This window comes from Pseudonocardia adelaidensis, from assembly GCF_039543345.1.
Taxonomy (GTDB): Bacteria; Actinomycetota; Actinomycetes; order Mycobacteriales; family Pseudonocardiaceae; genus Pseudonocardia; species Pseudonocardia adelaidensis.
This window is the reverse complement of sequence record NZ_BAABJO010000036.1, coordinates 61,871-87,654: the sequence shown is the minus strand read 5'-3', so window position 1 is coordinate 87,654 and position 25,784 is coordinate 61,871. Positions and strand designations below refer to the sequence as shown.

Below are 25,784 nucleotides of genomic sequence, written 5' to 3'. Positions count from 1 at the left end.
GGGGTGCGGATCCGACCGGCCCGGGTCGGGGAGACGGCGCTGCTGAACGACCTCGTCATGCGTTCGAAGGCGTACTGGGGTTACGACGAGGAGTTCCTGGCCGCGTGCCGCGACGAGCTCACGATCGACGCGGGCGACGTCACCGCGGGCCGGGTCGTCGTCGCCGAGGACGGGCACGGGGTGCGGGGCGTCGCGTCGTTGCAGGGCTGCGCGCCGGAGGGCGAGCTGGGTCTGCTCTTCGTGGATCCCGAGGCGATCGGCACCGGCGTCGGGCGGGCGCTCTACCGCCACGTCCTGGCCATGGCGCGTGAGCTGGGGTTCACCCGGCTGCGGATCGAGGCGGATCCGAACGCCGCACCCTTCTACCGCGCCACGGGCGCCCGGCCGGCGGGCACCGCACCGTCCGGTTCCGTGCCGGGCCGCGCCCTGCCTGTGCTGGAGGTGGCGCTGCCAGTCGCCCGTGGCGGCTGGCTCGACGCGTGGACGGGCGGGCGCCGGGCGGCCCACCTCGGCAACGTCGCGGAGTTCCAGGCGCAGTGGGGCGATCCGTCCGAGGAGGCCCGCCGCGCCGGCTCCCACTACGCCTGCCTGGCAGCCTTCGCGAGCCCCGATCCGGCGGTTCTCGTGCTGCCCAGGCCCGTACCCCGCGCCTGGGTCGAGCTCAACGCCGCCCAGCTGGCGTGGGACCGGGTCGTGGTCTACGACGGGCTCGACGACCGTGCGGGCCTGGTCGCCGCCGTCCTGGCCCGGCCCGCACTCGCCACACACCTGAGAGACAGCGGCCTCGCGCTGCTGCCGTGGGGTCGCACGCGGGCCTTCGGCCGCCTCACCGGCGAGGACCTGCCGTCCGCCGCGTTGCGCTACGAGTCCAAGCGGGCCGCTCACGAGGTGTTCGTGCGGCTCGCACCCGCTCATCCCCGGATCGCGGTTCCCGCGCAATGGCCCGTTCCGAACCGCTGGGCGGCCGCCCGCTCCGTGCGGGCCAGGGCGCGCCGTGGCCACGCCACGATCGTCAAGACCGAGCACGGCGCAGGCGGGTCCGGAACCTGGCTCGTCGACGGCCACCGGGTCCGGCTCCCGCGGGGGCCGCTGCTGCTGGAGGAGGTCGTGCTCGCAGGCACCCCCCGGGACGTCACCTACGACGGCGTCATCGGACCGGGCGGCGAGGTGCACGACGTGGGTGTCGCCGTGATGGACGTGAAGGGCACGGCCTACCGCGGCGCGACGGTGGGACCGGGCGTCGTTCCGGACCCCCTCGCGGAGACGGCCTCGCGGTTCGGGCACGCGGTCGGCGGGGAGATCGGGGCCACCGGCTACCGGGGCTGGTTCGACGTCGACTTCGTGACCGGCGGGGACGGCAGGCTCGCCCCCACCGAGATCAACCTCCGCCTGACCGGTCCGTCCGCGGCATTCATGATCAAGGCTCGGCTGGACCGGATCCGCGGAGGGGACCACGTCGTCCGGACGGTCGACCAGGTGCCGCTCGGTGCGCGCCTGCCCGACGACGAGCTGATCGCCCTCCTGCGACGGCTCTGCCGCCGGTGCGCCGAGAACGGCACCGTGCTGGTGCCCACGATCCCGACCGCCGCCTACGAACCGGCCCCGTACCTGGGGGTCGCGCTGGCGGCGCACGCGATCGACGGGCTCGACGCCGCCGAGGCACTGGTCCGCGACGCCGCCCTCGACGTCGGACGGATGTTCAGCCCACCGGACGGCTCCGCCGCGCCACGAAGATCATCACGATGACCGCCGCGATCATCAACGTCACGTTGAAGGTGTAGACCAGCGCCGCCTGCTGGGGCCAGTCGTTCTTCGCCGCGAGGCGGTAGGAGTTGTCCTGCGGCCACCACGACACCAGCAGCCAGACGATCGACAGGTGCGCCAGCGTGGTCAGCACCGGCGAGCGGCCCTCGCGCAGCATCCGCGCCCGCCCGAAGAGCAGGAAACCCACTCCGACGGCGAACGCCAGCACCTCGACGAGGTACAGGACGCCGAAGAGCGCCGCCCACGGCTGCGGCACCGCGGCCAGATCGGTGGACCCGGGCCACAGAACCCCGGTGAGCACCAGGGCCGCCGGCAGCGACACGACGGTCAGCAACCCCCGGACCACGAGCGACCGGTCCGCCCTCGTCATCGGTCCCCCTCCCTTCCCGCCGGTGCCGGAGGCAACGGCCGACGGCGGCAGCGGGAGCACGTGCCGGGCCACCCGCCCGGACCGGTCCCGAGGCAGCGCCGCCAGGCTGACGACCCGCTCCGGGACGTCCTGCTCCGGGACCACCCCGTGCAGGTGGTCCCGGACCGCGGCCGGGCGCACCGGGTCCTCACCCCGCGGCACGACGTAGGCGACGAGCTCGCCCTCCGAGGACGCGATCACCGCATCCCGGATCTCCGGCTGCGCCGCCAGCGCGGCCTCGGCCTCGTAGGGGTCGACGACGCGGCCGCGGACGGTGACCCGGTCCGCGCGGCGGCCGCGGAACTCCAGCACCCCGTCGTCCCGCATCCGCCCCAGATCGCCCGTGGGCAGCGCAGCACCGCCGTCCGGGGGCGTCAGCCGGATCTCGCCCCCGACGACTGCGACCGCGCAGCCGGGGAACGGGCGGCCCAGCAACGACGCCCGGTCCGGCGCGGGCTCGGTGCCCTCCGGCCGGCCGGCCTCGAACCACGTACCGCAGCCGGCCACCTCGGCGGTTCCGTAGACGTTGAGCAGCCGCGCCCCCGGGGCGAGCCGGCGCTGGAGCCGGATCTGCTCGGCAACGGTGATCCGCTCACCTCCGACCAGCACCAGGCGCAGCGAGTCCGGTGGATCCGCGGACAGCGCGCTGGCGGCGGTCGCCGGGTCGGTGTCGAGCACCGTGGTTCCGTCCGCGACGGTCAGCCACCGGCCGGGCAGCACCAGCGTGCCCCCCGAACACAACGCCCGGACCCAGCCACCGGTGAAGGCGGGGACGTCCGGCGCGGCGGTGACCAGGTGCCGGTCGCCCGGGTCGAGCCGGAAGACCTCGGCCCAGGCGGCGTACGCCGCGAGCAACCGGCTGTGGTCGACGTCCACCGGCCGCGCGGCACCGGCGGTGAAGAGGACGGCGGCCCGCGATCCCGCCCGTGCGTCCGGCGGATCCACCGGACCGGCACCGACGGCGTCCAGGTCGACGACGGGCCGGCCGCTGCCGTCGTCCACCCGCGGGCGCAGCTCCCCGCTCGTGACGACGACGCGGGCGCGGGCGGCCGCGAGCAGGAGCCCGATCCCGCCCATCGGCTCGTGCGGGCCGATCAGGGCGTACGCCCCGCCCGCCTTGAGCACACCGAGGATCGCGACCACGGCATCGGCGTGCCGTTCGGTCACCACCGCGACGGTCTCGTCCGCGTGCAGCCCCGCCGCCAGCAGCGCCCCGGCGAGCCGGTTGGCCCGGCCGTCCAGCTCCGCATACGTGATCGCGACGCCCCCGGCGGCAACCGCCGCGGCGTCCGGCGTCTCCCTGGCCCGATCCTCGAACAGCCGGTGCAGTCCCCGCACCGGGGGATCATCCCAGACGATCTACCCCTGGGCGGCGAGCTGCCCGCACGCGGCGGCGATCTCCCGGCCGCGGGTGTCGCGGACCGTGCACGCGACACCAGCGGCCTGCACGCGCGCCACGAACTCGTCCTGCACCCGCCGCGGCGAGGCGTCCCACTCGCTGCCCGGCGTGGGGTTGAGCGGGATCAGGTTGACGTGCACGCGCGAGGGTCCGACGTGGCGGCGCAGCAGCTTCCCGAGCAGGTCGGCGCGCCACCCGTGATCGTTGACGTCGCGGATGAGCGCGTACTCGATCGACACCCGCCGCCCCGTGGTCTGCGCGTAGCGCCGGGCGGCGTCCAGGACCTCCGCGACCTTCCACCGGTTGTTGACGGGCACGAGCGTGTCGCGCAGCTCGTCGTCGGGGGTGTGCAGCGACACGGCGAGGGTGACCGGGAGGCCCTCGGCGGCGAGCCTGTCGATCGCCGGCACCAGCCCCACCGTGGAGACGGTGACGCCGCGCGCGGAGATCCCGAGCCCGTCCGGCGCGGGCGACGTGATCCGCCGGACGGCCGCCACCACGCGCTTGTAGTTGGCGAGCGGTTCCCCCATCCCCATGAACACGACGTTGGACAGGCGCATCGGGGTGCCGAGCGCGCCGTCCCGGGCGGCCGCGGCGGCCTGGCGCACCTGCTCCACGATCTCCCCGGTGGACAGGTTGCGCTGCAGCCCGCCCTGCCCGGTGGCGCAGAACGGGCACGCCATCCCGCAGCCGGCCTGGCTGGAGACGCACACGGTGGCGCGGTCCGGGTAGCCCATCAGCACCGACTCGGCGCGGGTGCCGTCGTGGCCCTTCCAGAGGGTCTTGCGGGTGGCCCCGTCGTCGCAGGCCTGCTCGAGCACGGGGGTGACCAGCGGCGGCAGCAACCCTCGCAGGGTGTCCCGCGCGGGCGCCGGCAGGTCGGTCATCGCGTCGACGTCCGCGGTGAGCCGACCGAAGTAGTGGCGGGCGAGCTGGTCGGCGCGGAAGCCGGGGAGCCCGAGCTCGCCGACCGCGGCCCGGCGGTCGGCCGGGTCGAGGTCGGCGAGGTGGCGCGGCGGCTGGGCGCGCCGGGGCGCCTCGAAGACGAGGGGAAGGGCAGTCATGACCCCTCGATTGTGCCAGCGGCGTGACCACTGCGACGTAGCGCGTACCCCAGCACGGCGATCCCGAGTGCCGGCCCCCATACGCCGAACGGGAACACGATCAGGATCCACGGCTCGTCCGACTCGACCGCCATGACCACCATCGGCACGGCGGCCACGGTGAACAGCGCGGCCACCACCCCTCCGGGCACGACGGCGGCGGCCACGGGCACGGGCCGGCCGCGCACCACCGGCATCCAGCGCGGCCACACCTCGCCCCAGCGCGCCACGAGCCCGGTGGTCAGCAGCGCCCCCGCCAACGCGGCGAGGCCGAGGAGCAGGCCGTGCAGCCGCATCTCCGGCGCGGTCACGAACTCGGCGGGGTCCATGCCGAACGGCCACGGCGTCAGCCAGGTCATCCGCAGCAGGCCGTACGGCAGCGCGCACAGCCCCGCGACGACCGTGGCGGCCCTCCCCCACCGTGCCGCGGCCTCCGGCCGCGTCCACGCGGGCCGTCCCGCCCCGCGGGGGGCGGTGCGGGCACCGACCACAGCCCAGACCAGCGCGCCGCCGAGGAAGAACGCCATGAGCACCGACGGTCCGGCGAGGTGCACCGTGGCGCCGATGACGCCCAGGTAGCGGCGCAGGACGACACCGTCGGCGATACCCGTGGCCCACGCCGCCGCTCCCACCAGCGCGAACACCCCGACGGCCACCGGCCCCCCGCGCCACCGCCACGCCCCCGCGAGCACCGTGACGAACAGCACGACCGGCCCGAACATCGCCATCAGGTAGCCCACGAGCGTCAGCGGCCGCAACCCCGGCACGGCGAGCCCGAAGACGAGCACCCACGCGACGGACGTCGGCACGACGAGGCCCGCGGCCCGGCCCGCACGCGCGAGCAGGGCCACCACGAGCCCCGCGATGCCGGCCCCGACCAGCGCAGGTGGCACGGCGGCCGGGGCCACGACATCGAGCAGCGTCCCGACCGGGTCGCCGGGACCCGGCGGGAACGGGTACTGCGCGGGCCACACCCACCACCACAGCCCCAGCGCGATGGTGAGGGCCGACCAGGCGGCCGCCGCGAGCGACGGGTTCGACGTGCGGGTGCGCGGTGAGGGAGCGATGTGCATGCCCGGGACGATCCGCCGACCAGGGGCCGCCATCCTCCCGGCGCCGGGGGAACGTGCTCCCCCGCCGGGGGGAGGGTCCGGGTGGAGCGAGCGGCGCGCCCGCTCGCAGCTCGCGTGCGGAAGTGCCGTTCGCCTCGCGGCGGGCTACCGCCGCACCCGGTACCGCGCCTCCGCCAGCAGCCCCGTGCGATGCGCGCTCGTCAGCCAGAACAACGCGCCGGCGACGAGCCCGACCATGCCCTGCGGGTACAGGCCGCCCACCGTGCTGAGCGCGAACAGCGCACCGGCCGCGCCGAGCACCATCAGGGCACCACCCAGCGCGATGAGCGACCGCTCGTCCAGCTGCGAGGACAGCACCATCAGCGCGACACCGATCATGGCCGCGGCCACCGGGACGGCGAGCTCGCCCCACGAGAACCTGCCGAGCACCGTGCCCGCCACGGCCACCAGCGCCGCCGTGACGCCGAGCAGCCGCAGGAACCGGCCGCGACCACCGCGCGGCAGCGGATCGCCCGACCCGTACCGGCTCCGCAGCGCCATCACGAGCAGCGCGGTGACGCCGAGCCCCGCGGCCAGCACCACCGTGCCGAGCCCGGCGTCGAGCGCCGCAGCACCGACCGTCCACCACGCCGCGCCGACGATCGGCTCGAGGTACGGCACCCGGGTCGCACGCATGCCGCCACGGTAGCGAGGACGCACCCGGAGGGGTCGGGGCACCCGCTCACGAGGCCCGGAACGTCTCCTTGCGCCGCACGTGCAGGCGGTAGCCGACGGGCACGACGAGGCCGGTGGTCGCGGCGATCGCCCGCTCCGCCACGGGCCGGGAGAACTCGATGGAGAGCACCGCCTCGAGGGTCTCGCGGTCCGGGAACCGCCACGTCGTCGGGATGCGGCGCATCGAGAAGCCGTGGCGCTCGAAGAACTCCTCGACCCGGTCCGGCCGGTACCGCGGCAGGTCGGCGCGCATCCAGTCGCCGTACGGCGCGACGGTGGCGTCGAGGTCGATGATCGCGATCACCCCACCCGGCCGCAGCACCCGCTGGGCCTCGGCCAGCCCGGGCTCGCAGCCGGGCCCGAAGAAGTACGCCGTGCGCGCGTGCACGACGTCGACGCTCCCGTCCCGCAGCGGGAGGGCGGCCGCTCCCGCCCGGTACACGGCGGCCCGATGGCCCATGCGCTCCCGCGCACGCTCCACCAGACCGGCGTGCGGCTCCACCCCCGTCACGGACGCGGCCTCGGCCGCGAAGACCGGAAGGTGGAAACCGTCGCCGCACCCGACGTCCAGCACATCGGCACCGGCCCACGGCGCCGCCTGCCGCAGCGCCGCCCAGATCGCGCCGTCGGCGTCCTGCGCGCGGTTCTCCCGCTCGTAGACGTCGGGCCAGGTCCAGATGTTGGGGCTCGGGATCGCCGCTCCCGGCTCGACGCCGAGCAGACGGCGGAACCCGCGGATCACGGGACGACGATGCTCAGCAGCGCCCACGCGACGACGGCGGTGGGCAGCAAGGAGTCCATCCGGTCCAGGAGCCCGCCGTGGCCGGGCAGCAGGGTGCCCATGTCCTTGATGCCGAGATCGCGCTTGACCATCGACTCGATCAGGTCGCCGAGCGTGGCGCACGTGACGAGCAGCGCACCCGTGACCGCACCCGCCCACCAGACCCCGCCGAGCATCAGGTGCACGCACAGCGCACCCGCCACCATTCCGGCGAGCTGCGACCCGCCGAAGCCCTCCCACGACTTCTTGGGGCTGATCGTCGGGGCCATGGGGTGGCGGCCCAGCAGGACGCCCGCCGCGTACCCGCCGACGTCGGATGCCACCCCGCAGATCAGGAACGTGAGCACCCGGGCCAGCCCGTCGTCGGCCACGACCAGCAACACCGCGAACGAGCAGAAGAGGGGCACGTACGCGGCCGTGAACACGCCCGCCGTGACGTCCCGGACGTAGTGGGCCGAACCCGCACGCAACCGCCAGAGCAGCACCGCGAGCGCCGTGACCGCGAACGCCACCGCGAGCCCCGGCAGCCGGAACGGCCACGACAGCCAGACCATCGCCTGCCCGCCTGCGAGCAGGATCGGCAACGGCACCGCGATCCCGGCGCCGCGGCGCAGCGCGCCGGCCAGCTCCCACGTGCCCATCGCCGTGGCGACGGCGAGCACCCCGATGAAGAAGTGCCGCTCGACCAGCAGCGACCCCAGGATGACGACGCCCAGCGCGACACCGACGGTGATCGCGGCGACGAGATCACGCCCGGCGCGGGACGGACGGCCGGCCGGAGGCACCATCGCCGTGGTGTGGGAGGAGGAGGTGGTCACCGTCAGACTTCGAGCAGCTCGGTTTCCTTGTGCTTGACCAGTTCGTCGACCTGGCGGACGTACCGGTCGGTGGTGCCCTGCAGCTCCTTCTCCGCGCGCCCGACCTCGTCCTCGCCCGCCTCACCGTCACGCGCGATGCGGTGCAGCTCCTCCATGGCCTTGCGGCGGATGCTGCGGATCGTGACCCGGGCGTCCTCCCCCTTGCCACGCGCCACCTTGACCATCTCCCGGCGCCGCTCCTCGGACAGCTGCGGGATGATCACGCGGATGATCTGCCCGTCGTTGCTCGGGTTCAGCCCCAGGTCGGAGTTGCGGATGGCGGTCTCGAGGGCCTTGAGCTGGCTGGCGTCGTAGGGCTTGATGACCGCCATCCTGGCCTCGGGAACGTTGATCGAGGCGAGCTGGTTGATCGGGGTCATCGAGCCGTAGTAGTCGACGAGCACCCGCGAGAACATGTTCGCGTTGGCCCGGCCGGTGCGCACGGAGGCGAGGTCGTCCTTGGCGACGGCGACGGCCCTCTCCATCTTCTCCTCGGCGTCGAAGAGCGTCTCGTCGATCACGGCGTGTTCCTGCCTTCCGCGTACTCCGGGGTGCTGACCAGGGTGCCGATCCTCTCACCCCGCACCGCTCGTGCGATGTTCCCCTCGACGAGCAGGTTGAACACGATGATCGGCATCTTGTTGTCCATGCAGAGGCTGAACGCCGTGGCGTCGGCCACCTTCAGCCCCTGCTCGAGCACCTCGCGGTGGGTGATCTCGTCGTACAGCTTGGCCCCGGGGTCGAGCTTGGGGTCGGCGGTGAAGACCCCGTCGACGCCCTTCGCGAGCAGCACGACCTCGGCCCCGATCTCCAGCGCACGCTGGGCACCGGCGGTGTCCGTGGAGAAGTAGGGCATGCCGACCCCCGCGCCGAAGATCACGACCCGGCCCTTCTCGAGGTGCCGGATCGCGCGGCGCGGGATGTACGCCTCCGCGACCTGGCCCATCGTGATGGCCGTCTGGACGCGGGTCTCGACGTGGTTCTCGCGCTCCAGGAAGTCCTGCAGCGCGAGGCAGTTCATGACCGTGCCCAGCATGCCCATGTAGTCGGCCCGCGCGCGGTCCATGCCGCGGTGCTGCAGCTCCTCACCGCGGAAGAAGTTGCCGCCGCCGATCACCACCGCCACCTGCGCACCGGTGGCGACGACCTCGGCGATCTGGCGGGCGACCGTCTCGACCACCCCCGGATCGACCCCGACGGCCCCGCCGCCGAACATCTCGCCGCCCAGCTTGAGCAGCACGCGGCGATAGCCAGCGCCAGGGCCGTCGGAGCCGTTCCGTGGAGTGGTCATCGCGTCGCCTCGTCCTCGGCCGGGTCAGGCCTGGCCGACCTCGAAGCGGGCGAACTCGCGGACGGTGACACCTGCCTCGTCGAGCAGCGCCTTGACCGTCTTCTTCGGCTCGTGGACCGACGGCTGTTCCAGCAGCACGACGTCCTTGTAGAAGCCGTTGATCCGGCCCTCGACGATGCGGGGCAGGACCTGCTCGGGCTTGCCCTCCTCGCGAGCGGTGGCCTCCGCGATGCGGCGCTCGTTCTCCAGCACGTCACCCGGGACCTGGTCGCGGGTGGTGTACTGCGGCCGCGCCGCGGCGATGTGCATGGCCACGCTCTTGGCCGCCTCGTCGCTCGCACCCTCGTACGCCACCAGCGCGCCGATGGCGGGCGGCAGGTCCGACGCGCGGCGGTGCAGGTAGAGCGCCACCGGGCCGTCGACGTGGACGTAGCGCTTGAGCTCGATCTTCTCGCCGATGCGGGCCGAGAGCGCCTGCACGGCGTCGTCGACGGTGCCGCCCTCGAGCGGCGCCTTCTTCAGCGCGTCCAGGTCGGCGGGCTGCTGCTCCACCGCGACCCTGAGGATCTTGCCGGCGAGCGCCTGGAAGTCGTCGCTCTTGGCGACGAAGTCCGTCTCGCAGTTCAGCTCGACCATCGTGCCGCCCTCGGCCGCGACCAGCCCGTTGGCCGTCTCCCGGCCCGCGCGCTTGCCCACGTCCTTGGCGCCCTTGATGCGGAGCAGCTCGACCGCCTTGTCGAATTCGCCCTCGGACTCCTCGAGCGCCTTCTTGCAGTCCATCATCCCGGAACCGGTCAGGTCCCGGAGCTTCTTGACGTCGGCGGCGGTGTAGTTCGCCATGGTGCCTTTTTCGTCCGTTTCTCTTCGAGGAGTGTGAGGGGCGTCAGCCCGCGGTCTGCTGGGTGCCGTTGCTGGTGCTGGCGGGCGCGGCCTCGGCGGCCGGGTTGGGCGCGTCGGCACCCTGCCCCGCGGCGGTGAGGCTGGCACCGTCGGACCCGGCACCCTCGGCGAGCAGGTTCTGCTCCCACTCCGCCAGCGGCTCGTCGCTGCCGACGGCCTCCGGCTTCTCCTCGCCGTCGCCACCGCGCGCCCGCTGCGAGCGCTGCATCAGCCCGTCGGCCGCGGCGCGGGCGATCACCTTGGTGAGCAGCGCGGCCGAGCGGATGGCGTCGTCGTTGCCCGGGATCGGGAAGTCGACCTCGTCGGGGTCGCAGTTGGTGTCCAGGATGGAGACCACCGGGATGCCCAGCTTGCGGGCCTCCCCGACGGCGATGTGCTCCTTCTTGGTGTCCACCACCCAGACCGCGCTCGGCACCTTCGACATGTCCCGGATGCCGCCGAGGGTCTTCTCGAGCTTGTCCTTCTCACGGGTGAGCATGAGGATCTCCTTCTTGGTGCGACCCTCGAAGCCACCCGTCTGCTCCATCGACTCCAGCTCCTTGAGGCGCTGCAGGCGCTTGTGCACGGTCTGGAAGTTCGTGAGCATGCCGCCCAGCCAGCGCTGGTTGACGTACGGCATGTTGACCCGGCCCGCCTCGTCGGCGATGGCCTCCTGCGCCTGCTTCTTCGTGCCGACGAACATGATCGTGCCGCCGTGGGCGACGGTCTCGCGGACGAACTCGTAGGCCCGGTCGATGTACGACAGGGTCTGCTGCAGGTCGATGATGTAGATGCCGTTGCGCTCGGTGAGGATGTAGCGCTTCATCTTCGGGTTCCAGCGGCGGGTCTGGTGCCCGAAGTGCACGCCGGAATCCAGCAACTGCTTCATGGTGACGACGGCCACTGCCGGTGCTCACCTCTCGTTCAGGCGTGACCGGCGAGCGGCCACGCGTGCGGTTTCGCGGAGCGCCGGTCGGCGGCACCGCCCTGGCGTGGCGCCGGTGGCCGGACCCGGGAGGCCCGGGACCGCCCGTCCACCGCTCCCGTTCGAGACGGGTGCGCGCACGCGCGAAGTCACCTCGACGTGGTCGAGATGCAGATCGAGTGTACGCCGCGGGGCCGAGCCCCCCGACGGCGCGTCCCGCGGTTGTCCACCTCGCCCTCCGAGCATCCACAGGCCGCGCCTTCACCCGCCCCACCGCCCCGTCCCCCGCCACGCTGGGTCCGTGAGCGGAACGAGGCGGCACCGGCCGCGGCGCGGTCCCGGAGGCCCGTGGTCGTCACCGCGACCGGGCGCACCCGGGACGCGGCGCCGTGCCCGGCCGGGCCCCGGCGCGGGATGGGCGCCCCGCGCGCTGGCCGGTGCCCTCGGCGCGGCGATGCTGATCACGGCCGGCGCGCCCGCTGCGGGCGGCCCGCCGCGGCCGGATCGGCCCGCGGCCGTCGCCGCGCCGGTTCCGCAGGCGCCGGCTCCACCGCCCGCGGGCCGGGTGCCGGCGCCACCGGCCGACGACACCGCGGGCCCGCCGTCCACCCGGCCCGCACCCGGGTCCGGCACCGAATCGGCAGTGCCCGGCCTGCTCGCACCGCGGTCCGGCGGCGCGCCGGCCCCGCCCGGCGGGCCACCCGTCGCAGCCGCACCGCCGTCCGACACCGGGCCGCCGTCCGACACCGGGCCGCCCCCGGCCGGTCAACCGCCCGGTGTGCGGGCACCGCCGCCTCCCGACGGGGCCGGGATCCCGGCACCCGGGGCGCGGTACGCGTGGCCGCTCCTGCCGGTGCCCGCGATCGGCGCACGGTTCCGGGCTCCGCCGCATCCGTACGGGCGCGGGCACCGCGGGGTCGACCTCGTCGGTGCCACCGGTCAGGCGGTGCTCGCGGCCCGCGCCGGCACCGTCGTGTTCGCCGGGCCGGTCGGCGCGCGGAACGTGGTGTCGGTCGACCACGACGACGGGCTGCGCACCACGTACGAACCGGTGCGGCCCACGGTGCGGCCGGGCGCGGTGGTCCGGGCAGGCGACGTGCTCGGGCTGCTCGAGCCTGGCCACCCCGGCTGCGCCGCGGCCGCCTGCCTGCACTGGGGCGTGCGTCGCGGTCCCCGGGAGTACCTGGACCCGCTGGTGCTCGTGCGCCCGCCCGAGGTGCGCCTGCTCCCGGCACCGGAGCCGTGGCCCGCCGGCTTCGTGACGGCACGGGACCCGCCTGCGGCACCGCGGGGGACGCGCGCGGAGCCGGGCCTCAGCCGGCCGCGAGCTCCTCCAGCCGGCCGCGCAGCCGCCCCACCAGGCGCGTGTGCAGCTGGCACACCCGGGACTCGGTCACCCCGAGGAGCCGCCCGATCTCGGCGAGCGTGCGGTTCTCCAGGTAGTAGAGGCGTACGACGTCGCGGTCGCGCTCCTCGAGCTGCGCCACCGCGAATGCGAGCTGCCGGAACGTCTCGGCGGTCTGCACCACGGCCATCGGGTCGGGCGCCCGGTCGTCGGCCAGTACCTCCGACACCCTACCGCTGTTCTCGTCGAGCGCCTCCACGCTGATCAGCTGCACCTGCCGGCCGAGCGACCGGACCTCCTGCACCGCGAGGCCCAGCTCCTGGGCGAGCTCGGCGTCGGTGGCCGCCCGCTGGAGCCTGCCCTCGAGCCGCTCCTGCGCGCGCTCCAGCTCGCGGACGCGTCCGCGCACCGTGCGCGGCACCCAGTCCTGCGCGCGCAGCTCGTCGAGGATCGCGCCGCGGATGCGCGACACGGCGTAGTTCTCGAACCGCGGGTTCCGCTCGGGGTCGAACCGCTCCACCGCGTCGATGAGCCCGAACACGCCGCACTGCACCAGGTCCGCCACCTCGACGTAGGAGGGCAACGCGCTCCCGAGCCGGTGTGCCACGGCCCGCAGCAGCGGTGTGTAGTGCACGACGAGCCGGTCACGAAGGGCACGGGACCGGTCCGCCAGGTAGGCCGACCAGAGCTCCTCCACGGGCGTCGCCGAGACCGCGAGTGGCAGCACCGGAGCGTTGACCACGGGAGACGACGACGTTCTGAGCTGCGCAGGCGGGGCCGGGAGGACGTCATGCCCGCGGATGCGCCTGCTCATGAACCACCTTCAGCCGCTCGACGGTCACCTGCGTGTAGAGCTGAGTGGTTGCTAGCTTAGCGTGACCGAGCAACTCCTGTACGTAACGAAGGTCCGCGCCGCGCTCCAACATGTGAGTGGCCGCGGCGTGCCGCAGGCCGTGCGGGCCCACGTCGGGAGCGCCGGGCACGGCCGCGAGTGCCTGGTGGACGGCGTGTCGCGCCACCCGCGGGTCGAGGCGGCCGCCCCGCGCGCCCAGCAGCAGCGCGGGCGGCGATCCCGGGCGCGCCAAGACGGGTCGCCCGGCGGCGAGCCATCGGCGCAGCGCGTCGGAGGCGGGCACACCGTAGACGACGGTGCGCTCGCGGTTGCCCTTGCCGACCACCCGCAGCGCGCGGCGGGACGGGTCGACGTCGTCGAGGTCGAGCCCGCACAGCTCCGCCACCCGCACGCCCGTGGCGTAGAGCAGCTCCAGCACGAGCAGGTCGCGCAGCGCGACCGGGTGCTCCTCCGCGGCCCCGCTGCCGGCGGCGTCGAGCACCGCGCCTGCCTGCTCGGCGGTCGGCACGGCGGGCAGGGCGCGGCGCGGCCGGGGCGACACCAGCCGCGCCCCCGGGTCGACCGCCATGCGCCCGGTGCGGTGCGCCCACGCCGTGAAGCTGCGCGCGGCGGCCGCGCGGCGGGCGAGCGTGGCGCGCCCGAGGCCCGCCTCGTGCCCAGCCGCCAGCCAGCGCCGCAGCCGCGCCAGGTCGAGGCCCTCCAGCCCGTGCAGGCCCTCGAGCAGACCCACCAGATCACCGCGGTAGGCCCGAACGGTGTGAGCGGAGCGCCCCCGCTCCAGCTCGAGGTGCTCCAGGAACGCCTCCAGCGCCGCTGCCGGACCGGGCGCGAGTTCTGGCTGGGAGGGCACCGACCGACGGTGCGCGCCGTGGGGCGAGCGGTCAAGCGCTGCCCCAGCGTGTCGCAGGTGCCCGCTCATCCACGACCTGGCCGCACACACCGCCGGGCCACGGCACAGACGCCCCGGCATGTGTGCCGCCTCCGGCGGATGTGTGCGGTCGCCCGGAGCCACGCCGTGCCCGGAACCACGCCGTGTCCGTGCTCATCTCTCCTCCTCCGCGACCCGGCGGCGCCAGCGGCCCTCGCAGTGCTCCACGAGCCCGCGCCGTTCGAGGGCCGTCAGCGCCGCCCGCACGGCACCGATCGGGACCCCGGACTCCAGCGCGAGCCAGCGGGTGTCGCGCGCCGCGCGGGCCGGCAGGGCGTCGTGGACGAGCGCAGCCGGGGCGTCGAGACCGTCGGTGGGCCGGCCGGCCTCGAGGGCGGGCGCGCCTGCGAGGTGCTCACCGATCGGCGCCACCGCCTCCAGCACCTCGTCGCTGCAGGTGACCAGCAGGGCGCCGTCCCGGACCAGGCGGTGGCACCCCACCGACATCGCCGACGTGACGGGACCGGGCACCGCCATCACCGGCAGGCCCAGCGACAGCGCATCCGACGCGGTGCGCTGCGCACCGCTGCGCGGACCGGCCTCGACGACGACGGTGCCGGCCGCCAGGCCGGCGATGAGCCGGTTGCGCACCAGGAAGCGGTGCCGGGCAGGCACCCCGCCGGGCGGGTACTCGCTCACGACGAGCCCGCTCGCGGCGATCCGCTCCAGCAGCAGCTCGTGGGATGCCGGGTAGAAGCGGTCGACCCCGCACGCGAGCACCGCCACGGTGGGGCCCTCGACTCCGAGCGCCCCGCGGTGGGCGGCGCCGTCGATGCCGATCGCCGCGCCGGAGACGACGGTGCACCCGCGGTCGGCGAGCCCCGACCCGAGCTCGGCGGCGACGTGGGCGCCGTAGCTCGTGGCCGCCCGGGCCCCGACCACGGCGACGGCGTGCCCGCAGAGCTCGTCGAGCCGGCCCGGGCCGCGCACCCAGAGCGCCAGCGGAGGGGCGAGCTGCGCGATACCGGCCGCGTCGAACGCCGCGAACGCCTCGGCGGGCCACTCGGGGTGCTCCGGGGTGACCAGCCGGGCGCCGGCGGCGGCAGCGGCCTCGAGATCGGCGCCGGGCCGGTGTACGGCGCGCCGGACACCCGTCTCCGCTGCCACCGGCTCCTCGACCCGCCCGTCGAGCACCCTCGCCGCCGCCTCGACCGGCCCGACCTGCGCCACCAGCTCGACCAACCCGGGTGCCGGCGGCTCGGCCACCCGCGACAGGTAGGCCCGGGCGAGCAGGACCTGCTCGTTCATGCCGCCCTCCGGTCGCGGAAGAAGAGGGCGGTCTCGACCAGGTCCTCGTCGGGCCGGTCGCGCCCGGCGAGATCGGCCAGCGTCCACGCGACGCGCAACGCGCGGTCGGCTCCCCGTGCCGTGAGCTGGCCGGCCCGCAGCCCGGCGTCGAGCGGGCGGACCGCGCTGCGCGGCAGCGCGAACCGCGTGCGCAGCACGGGGCCCGGCACCTCGGCGTTGGTGCGGTAGCCCAGGGCGCCCCACCGCTCGGCCGCCGCCCCGCGGGCCGCCAGCACCCGCGCCCGCACCGTGGCGGTGTCCTCGGCGGGCCCGGCGGCGGCGAGCGCGGTGACCGGGAACATGCGCGCCCGCAGGTCGACGCGGTCGAGCAGCGGGCCGGACAGCCGGCCGAGGTAGCGGCGGCGCACGAGTGACGGGCAGACGCAGTCGCGGTCGTGGGCGGGCGCGCAGGGGCAGGGGTTGGCCGCCAGCACGAGCTGGAACCGAGCCGGGTACCGGACCGTGCCGTCGGCCCGCGCGAGCCGGACCTCCCCCTCCTCCAGCGGGGTGCGCAGCGAGTCGAGCAGGCTCGCTCCCCACTCCGGCGCCTCGTCGAGGAACAGGACGCCGAGGTGCGCCAGCGACACCGCGCCCGGCCGCGCGATCCCGGAACCACCGCCGAGGAGCGCGGCCATCGAGCTGGAGTGGTGTGGCGCGACGAACGGCGGCACCGTGCTCAGCACGCCGCCGGCGGGCAGCCGCCCGGCCACCGACCGGACGGCGGCGAGCGCGAGCGCCTCCTGCGGCGCGAGCCGGGGAAGCAGGCCGACGATGCGCCGCGCCAGCATCGTCTTGCCCGTGCCCGGCGGGCCGACCAGCAGGACGTGGTGGCCGCCTGCGGCCGCGATCTCGATGGCGTGCCGCGCGTCGTCCTGCCCCACGACGTCAGCCATGTCGGGCGGGTCCGGCGCCACGTCGTCGACGGGCGGTTCCGGCCTGCGCAACGCGCCCCCTCCCTGGAGGAAGGCCAGCACGTCGGCGAGGCACGACGCGCCGTGGACCTCGAGGCCCTCGACGAGCCCGGCCTCGGCGAGCACCGCCGCAGGCACGACCGCGCGTCGCATGCCCGCGTCGCGCGCCGCGATCAGGCACGGCAGCACGCCTCGCACGGGCCGGAGCCTGCCGTCGAGGGCCAGCTCGCCCAGCAGGACCGTGCCGTCGAGCTCCGGCTGCGGCAGCACCTCGCCCGCGCCGAGCACGGCGCAGGCCAGCGCCAGGTCGAACCCGCTGCCGGTCTTGCGCAGGTTGGCGGGCGAGAGCGCGAGCACGATCTTCTCGTTGGTCCAGGTGAACCCCGAGTTGACGACGGCCGCACGCACGCGGTCCTTCGACTCGTGCAGGGCGGCGTCGGGCAACCCGAGCAGGTGGAACCTGGGCAGGCCCTTGCCGACGTCGGCCTCGATCTCCACGACGTGGCCGTCGACCCCGACGAGTGCCACCGCGTAGGCGCGTGCGATCGGCATCAGAACGCCGCCTCGTAGTGCTGGACGGTGACCGGCGCACCGGGCTCCGCGACGACGGCGAGGACGTCGAACCGCACCGGCACCCAGCGAACCTGGTGGGCCTGCAGCCACGCGTTGGTGACCAGCCGGATGCGGGCCACCTTGCGCGCGTCGACGGCCTCGGCCGGCTCGCCGTACCGGGTGCCCGAACGGGTCTTGACCTCGCAGACCACGAGCCGGGTGGAGTCGGTGGCCACCAGGTCGATCTCGCCGTGGCGGCACCGCCAGTTGCGCGACAGGATCACCAGACCCTGCTGCTCCAGATAGCGGGCGGCGAGCTCCTCACCGCGGCGCCCGAGAACGTCCTTCGCTGCCATACCGTCAACGATGGGTGAGCCGGGGGAACGCGGACAGGCTGGTCGGGGATCTGTGGACGGCCGGGGTACGAGGTGGACAACCCGGCCCGGGCCGGGCGGGACCGTCGGGGCGATCTGCTACCGCGCGAGGCGCGTTCCGGCGTGCGGCGGCAGCGGGCGACGCCCCAGCGCCCGGGAGCCTGGTGATCGCCGCGAGGTGGGCCCCGGCGCCCTCGGGCGGCCGTTCGCGAGCGCCTCGGACCGATCATGCAGCGATCGGACCGCCCTGACCCGGCGACGCCCGACCGCGGAACGCCGACCGGCTAGCCGAACTGGTCGCCCTCCGGCAGCCGCAGGTCGGGCTTCTCGAGCTCCTCGACGTTGACGTCCTTGAACGTCAGGACGCGCACGTTCTTGACGAACCGCGCGGGCCGGTACATGTCCCAGACCCACGCGTCGGACATCCGGACCTCGAAGTAGATCTCCCCGTCGGCGTTGCGCGCCGCGACGTCGACCGAGTTGGCCAGGTAGAAGCGACGCTCCGTCTCCACGACGTAGGAGAACTGGGCCACGATGTCCCGGTACTCCTTGTAGAGCGTGAGCTCCATCTCGGTCTCGTACTTCTCGAGATCCTCGGCGCTCACGGTGCTACCCCTCCTCTGGAACCCTCGGACGTCCCGACGGCCAGCGCCCCATTGTGGACCAGACCCTCCGCGAGGTCCTCCCCCAGCCCCGACTCGATCGGGTCGTCGTCGACCAGATCCGCCTCGGCCCCTTCTTCGTCGTACCCGACGACGGGCGGGCGCACGCCGTCGCGCGCCGCACGCACGTTCACGAACGAGTACCGGTGGACCCGGCTGGGGCCGTTCGCGAGCATGGCCTCGTCGTGGTCGGGCGTGCAGTACCCCTTGTGCTCGGCGAACCCGTACTGGGGGAACTCGGCGTCGAGCGCGACCATGATCCGGTCCCTGGTGACCTTGGCGAGCACCGACGCCGCCGCCACGCACGCCGCTACCTGGTCGCCCTTGGGCACGGCCAGCGCCGGGGTGCCGAACCCGCGCACGGCGAACCCGTCGGTCAGGACGTAGCCCGGCACGGTGGCGAGGCCGGCGACGGCGCGGCGCATGCCCTCGACGTTCGCCACGTGCACCCCGCGCCGGTCGACTTCCTCCGGCGGGATGACCACTACGGAGAGGTCCTGCGCCCGCCGCCGGATCAGCGTGTAGTACTCCTCGCGGGCCGAGGGCGTGAGGAGCTTCGAGTCGGTGAGGCCGTCCAGCCGCTTCGCGTCGCCGGGGCGCAGCACGCAGGCGGCCACGACGAGCGGGCCTGCGCAGGCGCCCCGCCCCGCCTCGTCGACGCCCGCGACGGGCCCGAGACCGTGCCGGTGCAGCGTGCTCTGCAACGTCCAGCTGCCCGCCGAGCGGCGGACGACGGCGCGGTCCGGGCGCAGCTCGGGCGGCAGCACCGCGCGCACCGGGCGGCGGCGCGCCCGCCGGTGGGGTACAGGTCGTGCGGCCATCGAGGAGCAGTCTGCGCCAACCGGTGAACGGCCGTGCGCTCAGGGTCGAAGTACCCCGGACCGGGAGTCCGGTGCGCATGTCGTCGGGATCCAGCTTCTCGCTGGGCGTGCCGGTGAGCCGGCCTCGTACCGGGTGTACTCGGCCGGGGCGCCCCCCAGCGGGAAGCCGGCCCGTCGAGATGCGTGGTGTACTCCCGGTCCGGGCACTAATGCGGGAGGAAGTCCGGCGAGAGCGCGTCGCGGCGCCGGCGGCTCCGCAGCAGGGCGATCGGCAGCGTGCCGAGCAGCCCGAGGGCGAGCGGCGCACCCGCGCCCGCGTCCCCCATCCCGACCGCGGTGGACTGCGGGTTCTGGGCGGTGACCCACCCCAGCCTGCTGAACGGCAGCACGATCATCCGGGCCTGCCCGATCACGTACTCGATGGGCACCGCGCCGTGGTCGGGCATCCGCGAGTCGGCCGAGTTGTTGCGGCTGTCACCCATCATCCACAGCTGCCCATCGGGCACGGTGACCGGACCGAAGGGCGCCTGCTTGGGCGGCCCGGCGTCGGGGAGGTAGAAGATGTACGGCTCGTTGAGCGACTTGCCGTCGACCATCACCTGGCCGCGCGAGTCGCAGCACTGCACGGTCTGGCCGCCGACGGCGATGACCCGCTTGACGAAGTCCTTCTCGTCGGGAGGGGCGAGGCCGATCAGCGAGCCGAACAGCTGCAGCCCGCGGACCACCGGGCTGCTCGGCTCCTCGATCTCGATCTCGCTGCTCCAGCTGTCCGGCCCGCGGAACACCACGACGTCGCCGGGTGCCGGGTCGCGGAACCGGTAGGTGACCTTGTCGACGAGCACGCGGTCGTTGTTGCAGCCGGTGCAGCCGTGGAGGGTGGTCTCCATCGACCCGGAGGGGATGACGTAGACCTTCGCGAGGAACGTCTGGATCAGGAACGTGAGGACGAGTGCCACCACGATCAGGATCGGCAGTTCCTTCCAGAACGTGGGCCGCCTGCGCCGGCCGGGGCGCAGCTTGCGCCCGCTCGCCTCGACCTGCTCCTTGTACTCCGACGCCGGCTTGCTGCCGGGCGACGCACCCGCGCGGCGGCGGTGGCGTCCCGGCACCTCCCCCTGGGCGGGGTCGGAGGGGACAACCGCTCCGTCGAACACCACGGTGGGCTCGTCGTCCTCCGGGACCGGCCGCCGCGGCGGGGGTGGAGGAGCGGCCCGCTGTGGCGGCGGGACGCGTCCGGGCGGCGCCGGGCGGCGCGCACCGTGGGGCCCTGCGCCGTTCCCGGACGGCGCGCCCCCGTGCCGGGGGGGCCGGGGGTCGCGCTGCGCGCGCCGGGGCGGTACGGGCCCCGGGTCGCCCGGCGCGAACGGCTCCGACGCGGAGAGCCGCGGAGGTGCGGCCCGCCGGTCGTCGGGGAGCTCAGGGAGGGCCACGCCCACGAGGCTACGGCACCCGCGCCGGATCGGTCAGGACGCGGACGTGGTCTCGCGCTTCTCCTTGATCTTCGCGGCCTTCCCGCGCAGATCACGGAGGTAGTAGAGCTTCGCGCGGCGCACGTCGCCGCGGGTGAAGACCTCGATCTTGTCGATGTTCGGGGAGTGCACGGGGAAGGTGCGCTCGACGCCGACACCGAACGAGACCTTGCGGACGGTGAAGGTCTCGCGGGCCCCGGAGCCCTGGCGCCGGATGACGACGCCCTGGAAGACCTGGATCCGGGACCGGTTGCCCTCGATGACCTTCACGTGCACCTTGAGCGTGTCGCCCGGCCGGAAGGCGGGGATGTCGGAGCGCAGCAGCTGTGCGTCCAGTGCGTCCAGGGTGTTCATCGCGAAGATCCGTCCTCGGTGCGTGATAAGCGGTCGTGCGGGGGCGCGGTGCGTACCGTGAAGTGACGCGGCGCCGGGCAGGCCCGTTGGGGCTCGGGCAACCAGTCCATAGTGCCAGACGCGCGATCGCGCGGCGCAGTCACCCGTCCCGCAGGCGCGCGAGGAAGGTCCGGTCGGCGTCGTCCAGCGCGTCGTCGGGGAGGGCGGCGAGCAGGTCGGGGCGCCGCTCGGCGGTGCGTTCGAGCGCGCGGTCGCGCCGCCAGCGGGCGATGAGGGCGTGGTTGCCGCTGCGCAGCACGTCCGGGACGGCGAGCCCGCGCCAGACCTCCGGCCGCGTGTAGGCCGGCCCCTCCAGGAGCCCGTCGGAGAACGAGTCCTCCTGCGCCGACGCGGGGTTGCCGAGCACCCCTGGCAGCAGCCGGACCACCGCCTCGGCGATCACGAGCACCGCGACCTCGCCGCCGACCAGCACGTAGTCGCCGATGCTCACCTCGTCCACCTGCAGCCCGCGGCGGCGAGCGTCGTCGACGACGCGCTGGTCGATGCCCTCGTAGCGCCCGCAGGCGAACACGAGCCGCTCGTCGGCGCTCCACGCCTGCGCCGTGGCCTGCGTGAACGGGCGCCCGGCCGGGGTGGGCACGACGATCCGGGCCGGGCGCTCGTCGAGCGCGAGCACGGCGTCGAGCGCCTCCCCCCACACCTGCGGGCGCATCACCATGCCCGGGCCGCCGCCGTACGGGGAGTCGTCGACGGCCTGGTGGACGTCGTGGGTCCAGGTGCGCAGGTCGTGCACGGCCAGGTCGACGATCCCCGCGGCGATCGCCTTGCCCGGCAGGGCCTCGCGGAGCGGGCCCAGATAGCCGGGGAAGATCGTGATGACGTCGATCCGCACGGACGGATGCTCCCAGGTCGTGCCCGACCCGATGCCGGCCCCCGGGGCGGCTGCCCCGGTGGGCCGACCGGGACGCCTCAGCCGGCCGCCTTGCGCTGGCGCACCAGCTTCTCCACGACCGCCCGGGCCGGTTCCAGCCGCACCCCTCGCGCGGCCAGGACGTGGTGGGCGGCTCCACCCTCGGTGTGGACCAGCCCGAGCAGGATGTGCTCGGCGCCGATGTGGTCGTGCCCGAGGTGCAGCGCCTCGCGCAGCGACAGCTCGAGCGCCTTCTTGGAGGGGCCCTCGAACGGGATGTGGCCGAAGAGCCCTCCGGACCTCCCGCCGAGGGCCGCGCGGGTGCGGTCGAGCGCACCGGGCCCGAACGCCTCCTCGACCTGGCGGCGTACCTCGTCGAGATCGATACCGATGGAGGACAGCGCCTCGGCGTCGAGGGCCCGGGGCGAGCCCGCGTGGAGCCGGTCGATGTCGCGCAGCACGTCCGCCTCCTCGACGCCGAGCTCGTCGAGCACGGCGAGCGCCAGGTTGTCCCGCACGATGTAGATCGCGGCGAGCAGGTGCTCGGTGCGGATCTCGTCCGCGGCCCGCGTCCGCGCCTCCTCCTGGGCCTCGACGACGACCTGGCGGGCCTCGCCGGTGAACCGTTCGAACATCTCTCGTCCCCTCAGAACCCGTACCGGCGGTACTTCTTGTGCACGGCCTGGCGGCTCACGTGCAGCGCTTCCGCGATCTGCTGCCAGGACCACCCCTGGGACCGCGCGTTCGAGACCTGCAGCTCCTCCAGCGACTCCAGCAGCCCCCGCAGGGACGCCACCGCCGCCAACCCGACGGCCGGGTCCCTGCTGGACGCCGCCGCCGCGACCTTCGTGGCATCGCTCATGCTGTCAACCTACGTTGACGCCTTCCCAAGCGTCAACCTGGGTTGACGAAACTGCGCCGAACGGTCGTTGCCACGCCACCGGTTCCGGGGTGCACTGAACGCCCGCCCAGCACGGAGGGCAGCCGTGCCCGCTGCGAGCACCACCCGAACCGCGCCCCACGGCGCCTACCACGCGCGCGTGGTCGTCCACCTGCTCGGTGAGCCGACGGCCACCGTCGACGGACGGCCGCTGCCGGAACTCACCGGCGCGCGCGTGCAGCGACTGCTCGCGCGGGTGGCGCTCGCCGGGATCGCCGGGGTCCCCCGCGACCGGCTCGCGGACGAGCTGTGGCCGGACTCCGGGGCCGGACAGGCCCGCACCAACCTGCGCAAGCTGCTGCACGACCTGCGCAGGGCGCTGCCGTGCGACGCCGTCGACACCGGCGGGCGCACCGTGCGCTGGATCGGCGAGGAGTCCGTGTGGCTCGACGCCCTCGCGTTCGCCGACGCGGCCGGCAGGGGCGATCCGGAGACCGCGGCCCGCTGCTACGGCGGTGACCTGCTCCCGGCGTGCGAGGACGACTGGACGGTGGCCGTGCGCGAGCGGCTGCGCCGCCTCGCCGTCGAGGTGCTCGCCGGTCTCGCGGCGCGCGCCGACGCCGAGCGCCGCGACCCCGCCGTCCTCCAGCACGCGCGGCGGCTGCTCGGGATCGACGCGCTGCACGAGCCCGCGTGCCGGATGCTGATGGGCGCGCTGGCCCGCCGGGGCGAGCGGAGCGAGGCGCTGCGCGTCTACGACCGGCTCGCCGCGGGCCTGGCGCGCGACCTCGGGGTCGCCCCCGAGCCCGCCACGACGGCGATCGCCGAACGGCTCCGCGGATCGGGCCACGGGGCTCGACGGGGACCCGTCCTCGTCGGGCGCGCCGCCGAGTGCCAGGCGGCCGACGCCGCGTGGCGGGACGCCGCGGGCGGGCGGGCCCGGCTCCTGCTCGTGACGGGTGAGGCGGGCATCGGGAAGTCCCGGCTCGTCGAGGAACTGTCCCGCCGGGTGGCCGCGGACGGGCACGCGGTGGCCTACGGCCGGGCCTACGAGGCGGCGGGCCGCCCGCCGTGGGGCCCGGTGATCGACTGGCTGCGGTCGGATCGCGTGCAGGCGGGTCTCGACACCCTCGGCGACGTGTGGCTTGCCGAGCTCGCCCGGCTGCTGCCCGAGCTCGGGGCCAGGCATCCACGGCTGCCGGCCGCCCCACCCGCCGCCGACCTCGGCAGGCGGAACCACCTCCTCGACGCCGTCCGCCGCGGGCTCCTCGCGACCGGGCGGCCGCTGCTCCTCGTCGTCGACGACCTGCAGTGGTGCGACTCCGACACGCTCGATCTCTGCGCCTACCTCGTGCAGAGCGCGCCATCGGCCCCGCTGCTGATCGCCGGGACGGCGCGGGTCGACGACGCCGCCGGAGCACGGGCGTCCGCGACACTGCGCGCGAGCCTCGCACGACGTGGTGTCCTCTCGGCGATCGCCCTCGGGCCGCTCGACCCCGCCGCGACCGCGCAGATGGCAGCGCTCGTCGGCGACCGTGCGCTGCACCCGGACGCCGCGGCCCGCCTCTGGGAGGAGACCGAGGGGAACCCGCTGTTCGTCGTCGAGGCCGTGCGAGCGGGGTTCGGCAGCGGCCGGGCCGGCCGGATCGCGCTCACGCCCACCGTGCACGCCGTGATCACGGCACGCCTGGACCGCCTCTCCCCCGGCGCGCGCCGCCTCGCCGAGGTGGCCGCGACGATCGGGCGCGAGTTCCCCCCGGCCGTCCTCGCCACCGCGGCGGGCCGGATCGAGGCCGACCTCACCGACGACCTGGACGAGCTCTGGCAGCACCACGTCGTCCGCGAGCGCGGCCCGGCGTACGACTTCACCCACGACCGGCTGCGCGAGGTGGCCCTCGATCTGATCAGCCCGGCGCGGCGGCGCACGCTGCAGCGCCGGGTCGCCGAGGCCATCGAGGCGCACCACGCGGCCGATCTCGACCCGGTCAGCGCCCGCCTCGCCGTCCACTACGCCAGCGCGGGCCTCGAAGCACGCGCGGTGGAGGCGTACGAGCGGGCCGCGCGGCACGCCCACCGCGTCTTCGCCCTCGACGACTGCATCGCGCTGCTCGAACGCGCCCTCCGGATGCTCGAGGAGTCACCGCGGGGCACGGCGCGCGACGAGGTGGAGCTGCGGCTGCGCTCGGCGCTGGGGGTGCCGCTGGTCGCCCGGCGCGGGTACGGCGCCGCGGAGGTCCTGCACTGCTACGAGCGGGCGCTCACGCTGCACCGCAAGCTCGGCAGGCGCCCCGGCCCCGCGGTGCTGCGCGGCCTCGCGCTGCACGCCGTCGCCACACTCCGGCTCGACCGGGCCGCGGAGCTGGGCCGGGAGCTGCTCGTCGCGGACGATGCCGACCGCACCACCCGCACCGAGGGCGAGTACGTCCTCGGCGTCACCGCGTTCTGGCGGGGCGAGTTCGCGGACGCGGAACGCCACCTCCGGGACGCGATCTCCCACTACCGCATCGAGGACGCGCCGCTGCACGTCGCGCGCTACGCCCAGGATCCCCTCGGCGTGTGCCTGTCCCGGCTCGCCCTCACCCGGCTCTTCCGCGGGCGGCTCGCCGAGGCCGGCGCGACGATGCTGGAGGCGCTCCGGGTGGCCGCGGAGCTCGACGACCCGATGACCACCTGCTACGTCCGGGCCTTCGACGCGATCCTCGCGGCCCTCGAACCCGGCCTGCGGGACCTGCCGGCCGCGGTGGACGCGCTGGACTCGGTGACGCGCACGGTGGGCCTCGGCTACTTCCCCGTCGTCGCGCGCTGCCTGCGGGGCTGGCGCGACGTGCTCGACGGCGACCCGCGCGGCGTGGCACCGATGCGGGAGGCCGCCGAGTGGTTCCGCGCGGAGCAGCCCCTGCACCTGACCCTGGCGGTCTACCTGCTGGCCCGCGGCCACCTGCTCGCCGGTGACACGGTAGCCGCCCAACGGACCGTCGCCGAGGGCCTGCACCGGACCGAGGACACCGGCCAGCTCTACCTGCTGCCCGAGCTCCTCCGCGTCGACGCCGAGGTGCGCTCCGTGGCGGGTGACCCGCAGGGCGCCGGCCGCAGCGCCCGGCGCGCGGTCGAGTCCGCCGTCGCGCTGGACGCGCCGTGGCTGCGCGATCGCGCCGCCGCCACCGCCGCCCGCATCCGCGGCTGATCGGGGCGGCTGATCGGGAACGATCCGGGAACGCCCCCTCGGGCATGGTCAGCGCCTCC

The 25,784-nt window shown here is 75.0% G+C and carries 24 protein-coding genes and 1 pseudogene; 3 read left to right on the top strand and 22 right to left on the bottom strand.

The window, feature by feature from the left end:
• Window positions 1-3 precede the first annotated feature (3 nt).
• Complete coding sequence (locus ABEA81_RS34675; RefSeq protein WP_345611105.1) at window positions 4-1,746, top strand: GNAT family N-acetyltransferase; 1,743 nt, start codon at window positions 4-6, stop codon at window positions 1,744-1,746.
• Here the strand turns inward: ABEA81_RS34675 and ABEA81_RS34670 are convergent.
• The 10 genes from ABEA81_RS34670 to rpsB form a co-directional block, all read right to left on the bottom strand.
• A complete protein-coding gene (locus tag ABEA81_RS34670) occupies window positions 1,700-3,511 on the bottom strand; it encodes an AMP-binding protein (protein WP_345611103.1) in 1,812 nt (603 codons plus the stop codon). The two genes, ABEA81_RS34675 and ABEA81_RS34670, sit on opposite strands and share 47 nt — an antisense overlap.
• A gap of 21 nt (window positions 3,512-3,532) precedes the next feature.
• Window positions 3,533-4,636: a dual-specificity RNA methyltransferase RlmN gene (gene rlmN, locus ABEA81_RS34665; RefSeq protein WP_345611102.1), complete on the bottom strand. Its 1,104-nt coding sequence runs from the start codon at window positions 4,634-4,636 to the stop codon at window positions 3,533-3,535.
• Window positions 4,633-5,748: a hypothetical protein gene (locus ABEA81_RS34660; protein ID WP_345611101.1), complete on the bottom strand. Its 1,116-nt coding sequence runs from the start codon at window positions 5,746-5,748 to the stop codon at window positions 4,633-4,635. Before ABEA81_RS34660 ends, rlmN begins: the two co-directional genes overlap by 4 nt.
• A gap of 144 nt (window positions 5,749-5,892) precedes the next feature.
• Entirely contained in the window at window positions 5,893-6,423 is a 531-nt protein-coding gene (locus ABEA81_RS34655) for a hypothetical protein (RefSeq protein WP_345611099.1), read from the bottom strand.
• A 46-nt stretch (window positions 6,424-6,469) separates the two neighbouring features.
• Complete coding sequence (locus tag ABEA81_RS34650) at window positions 6,470-7,201, bottom strand: class I SAM-dependent methyltransferase (protein WP_425570793.1); 732 nt, start codon at window positions 7,199-7,201, stop codon at window positions 6,470-6,472.
• Window positions 7,201-8,031, bottom strand: a complete 831-nt coding sequence (locus ABEA81_RS34645; protein ID WP_345611127.1) for a phosphatidate cytidylyltransferase — start codon at window positions 8,029-8,031, stop codon at window positions 7,201-7,203. Before ABEA81_RS34645 ends, ABEA81_RS34650 begins: the two co-directional genes overlap by 1 nt.
• A 32-nt stretch (window positions 8,032-8,063) precedes the next feature.
• The gene (frr, locus tag ABEA81_RS34640; protein ID WP_345611096.1) at window positions 8,064-8,621 is read right to left on the bottom strand and encodes a ribosome recycling factor; all 558 of its coding nucleotides are present in this window, start codon (window positions 8,619-8,621) and stop codon (window positions 8,064-8,066) included.
• On the bottom strand, window positions 8,618-9,391 hold the full coding sequence (gene pyrH, locus ABEA81_RS34635) for a UMP kinase (RefSeq protein WP_345611094.1): 774 nt from the start codon (window positions 9,389-9,391) through the stop codon (window positions 8,618-8,620). Before pyrH ends, frr begins: the two co-directional genes overlap by 4 nt.
• 24 nt (window positions 9,392-9,415) lie before the next feature.
• Window positions 9,416-10,231 carry a translation elongation factor Ts gene (tsf, locus tag ABEA81_RS34630; RefSeq protein ID WP_345611093.1) on the bottom strand — a complete coding sequence of 272 codons (816 nt, stop codon included), beginning with the start codon at window positions 10,229-10,231 and terminating at the stop codon, window positions 9,416-9,418.
• Between the two features lie 43 nt (window positions 10,232-10,274).
• Window positions 10,275-11,174: a 30S ribosomal protein S2 gene (gene rpsB / locus ABEA81_RS34625; protein ID WP_345611092.1), complete on the bottom strand. Its 900-nt coding sequence runs from the start codon at window positions 11,172-11,174 to the stop codon at window positions 10,275-10,277.
• On the opposite strand from rpsB, the pseudogene ABEA81_RS34620 reads away from it, so the two are divergent.
• Window positions 11,158-12,306, top strand: a pseudogene (locus ABEA81_RS34620) (M23 family metallopeptidase); the annotation flags it as partial. The gene rpsB and the pseudogene ABEA81_RS34620 sit on opposite strands and share 17 nt — an antisense overlap.
• Window positions 12,307-12,508: 202 nt before the next feature.
• On the opposite strand, the gene ABEA81_RS34615 reads toward ABEA81_RS34620, so the two are convergent.
• From ABEA81_RS34615 to ABEA81_RS34560, 12 genes are all read right to left on the bottom strand, one after another.
• Window positions 12,509-13,354, bottom strand: a complete 846-nt coding sequence (locus ABEA81_RS34615; RefSeq protein WP_345611091.1) for a FliA/WhiG family RNA polymerase sigma factor — start codon at window positions 13,352-13,354, stop codon at window positions 12,509-12,511.
• Window positions 13,329-14,312, bottom strand: coding sequence for a tyrosine-type recombinase/integrase (locus ABEA81_RS34610; RefSeq protein WP_425570788.1), 984 nt, complete (start codon window positions 14,310-14,312; stop codon window positions 13,329-13,331). Before ABEA81_RS34610 ends, ABEA81_RS34615 begins: the two co-directional genes overlap by 26 nt.
• 123 nt (window positions 14,313-14,435) lie before the next feature.
• Entirely contained in the window at window positions 14,436-15,569 is a 1,134-nt protein-coding gene (gene dprA / locus ABEA81_RS34605; RefSeq protein ID WP_345611088.1) for a DNA-processing protein DprA, read from the bottom strand.
• Window positions 15,566-17,071, bottom strand: coding sequence for a YifB family Mg chelatase-like AAA ATPase (locus ABEA81_RS34600; RefSeq protein WP_345611087.1), 1,506 nt, complete (start codon window positions 17,069-17,071; stop codon window positions 15,566-15,568). The genes dprA and ABEA81_RS34600 overlap by 4 nt, the downstream gene beginning before the upstream one ends.
• Window positions 17,071-17,427 carry a YraN family protein gene (locus ABEA81_RS34595; RefSeq protein ID WP_345611085.1) on the bottom strand — a complete coding sequence of 119 codons (357 nt, stop codon included), beginning with the start codon at window positions 17,425-17,427 and terminating at the stop codon, window positions 17,071-17,073. Before ABEA81_RS34595 ends, ABEA81_RS34600 begins: the two co-directional genes overlap by 1 nt.
• A 302-nt stretch (window positions 17,428-17,729) precedes the next feature.
• A complete protein-coding gene (locus ABEA81_RS34590) occupies window positions 17,730-18,050 on the bottom strand; it encodes a DUF2469 domain-containing protein (protein ID WP_345611083.1) in 321 nt (106 codons plus the stop codon).
• Window positions 18,047-18,928 carry a ribonuclease HII gene (locus ABEA81_RS34585; protein WP_345611082.1) on the bottom strand — a complete coding sequence of 294 codons (882 nt, stop codon included), beginning with the start codon at window positions 18,926-18,928 and terminating at the stop codon, window positions 18,047-18,049. Before ABEA81_RS34585 ends, ABEA81_RS34590 begins: the two co-directional genes overlap by 4 nt.
• Window positions 18,929-19,134: 206 nt before the next feature.
• On the bottom strand, window positions 19,135-20,358 hold the full coding sequence (lepB, locus tag ABEA81_RS34580) for a signal peptidase I (protein WP_425570786.1): 1,224 nt from the start codon (window positions 20,356-20,358) through the stop codon (window positions 19,135-19,137).
• Window positions 20,359-20,391: 33 nt separating this feature from the next.
• Window positions 20,392-20,751 carry a 50S ribosomal protein L19 gene (gene rplS / locus ABEA81_RS34575; RefSeq protein ID WP_345611080.1) on the bottom strand — a complete coding sequence of 120 codons (360 nt, stop codon included), beginning with the start codon at window positions 20,749-20,751 and terminating at the stop codon, window positions 20,392-20,394.
• Window positions 20,752-20,890: 139 nt separating this feature from the next.
• Window positions 20,891-21,643, bottom strand: a complete 753-nt coding sequence (gene trmD, locus ABEA81_RS34570) for a tRNA (guanosine(37)-N1)-methyltransferase TrmD (protein ID WP_345611078.1) — start codon at window positions 21,641-21,643, stop codon at window positions 20,891-20,893.
• Window positions 21,644-21,720: 77 nt separating this feature from the next.
• Window positions 21,721-22,296 carry a Clp protease N-terminal domain-containing protein gene (locus ABEA81_RS34565; protein WP_345611076.1) on the bottom strand — a complete coding sequence of 192 codons (576 nt, stop codon included), beginning with the start codon at window positions 22,294-22,296 and terminating at the stop codon, window positions 21,721-21,723.
• Window positions 22,297-22,307: 11 nt separating this feature from the next.
• Entirely contained in the window at window positions 22,308-22,523 is a 216-nt protein-coding gene (locus ABEA81_RS34560) for a helix-turn-helix domain-containing protein (protein ID WP_094928712.1), read from the bottom strand.
• A 124-nt stretch (window positions 22,524-22,647) separates the two neighbouring features.
• Here ABEA81_RS34560 and ABEA81_RS34555 point away from each other — a divergent pair, with 124 nt between their 5' ends.
• Window positions 22,648-25,725: an ATP-binding protein gene (locus tag ABEA81_RS34555; protein WP_345611074.1), complete on the top strand. Its 3,078-nt coding sequence runs from the start codon at window positions 22,648-22,650 to the stop codon at window positions 25,723-25,725.
• The last annotated feature ends 59 nt before the right edge of the window (window positions 25,726-25,784 follow it).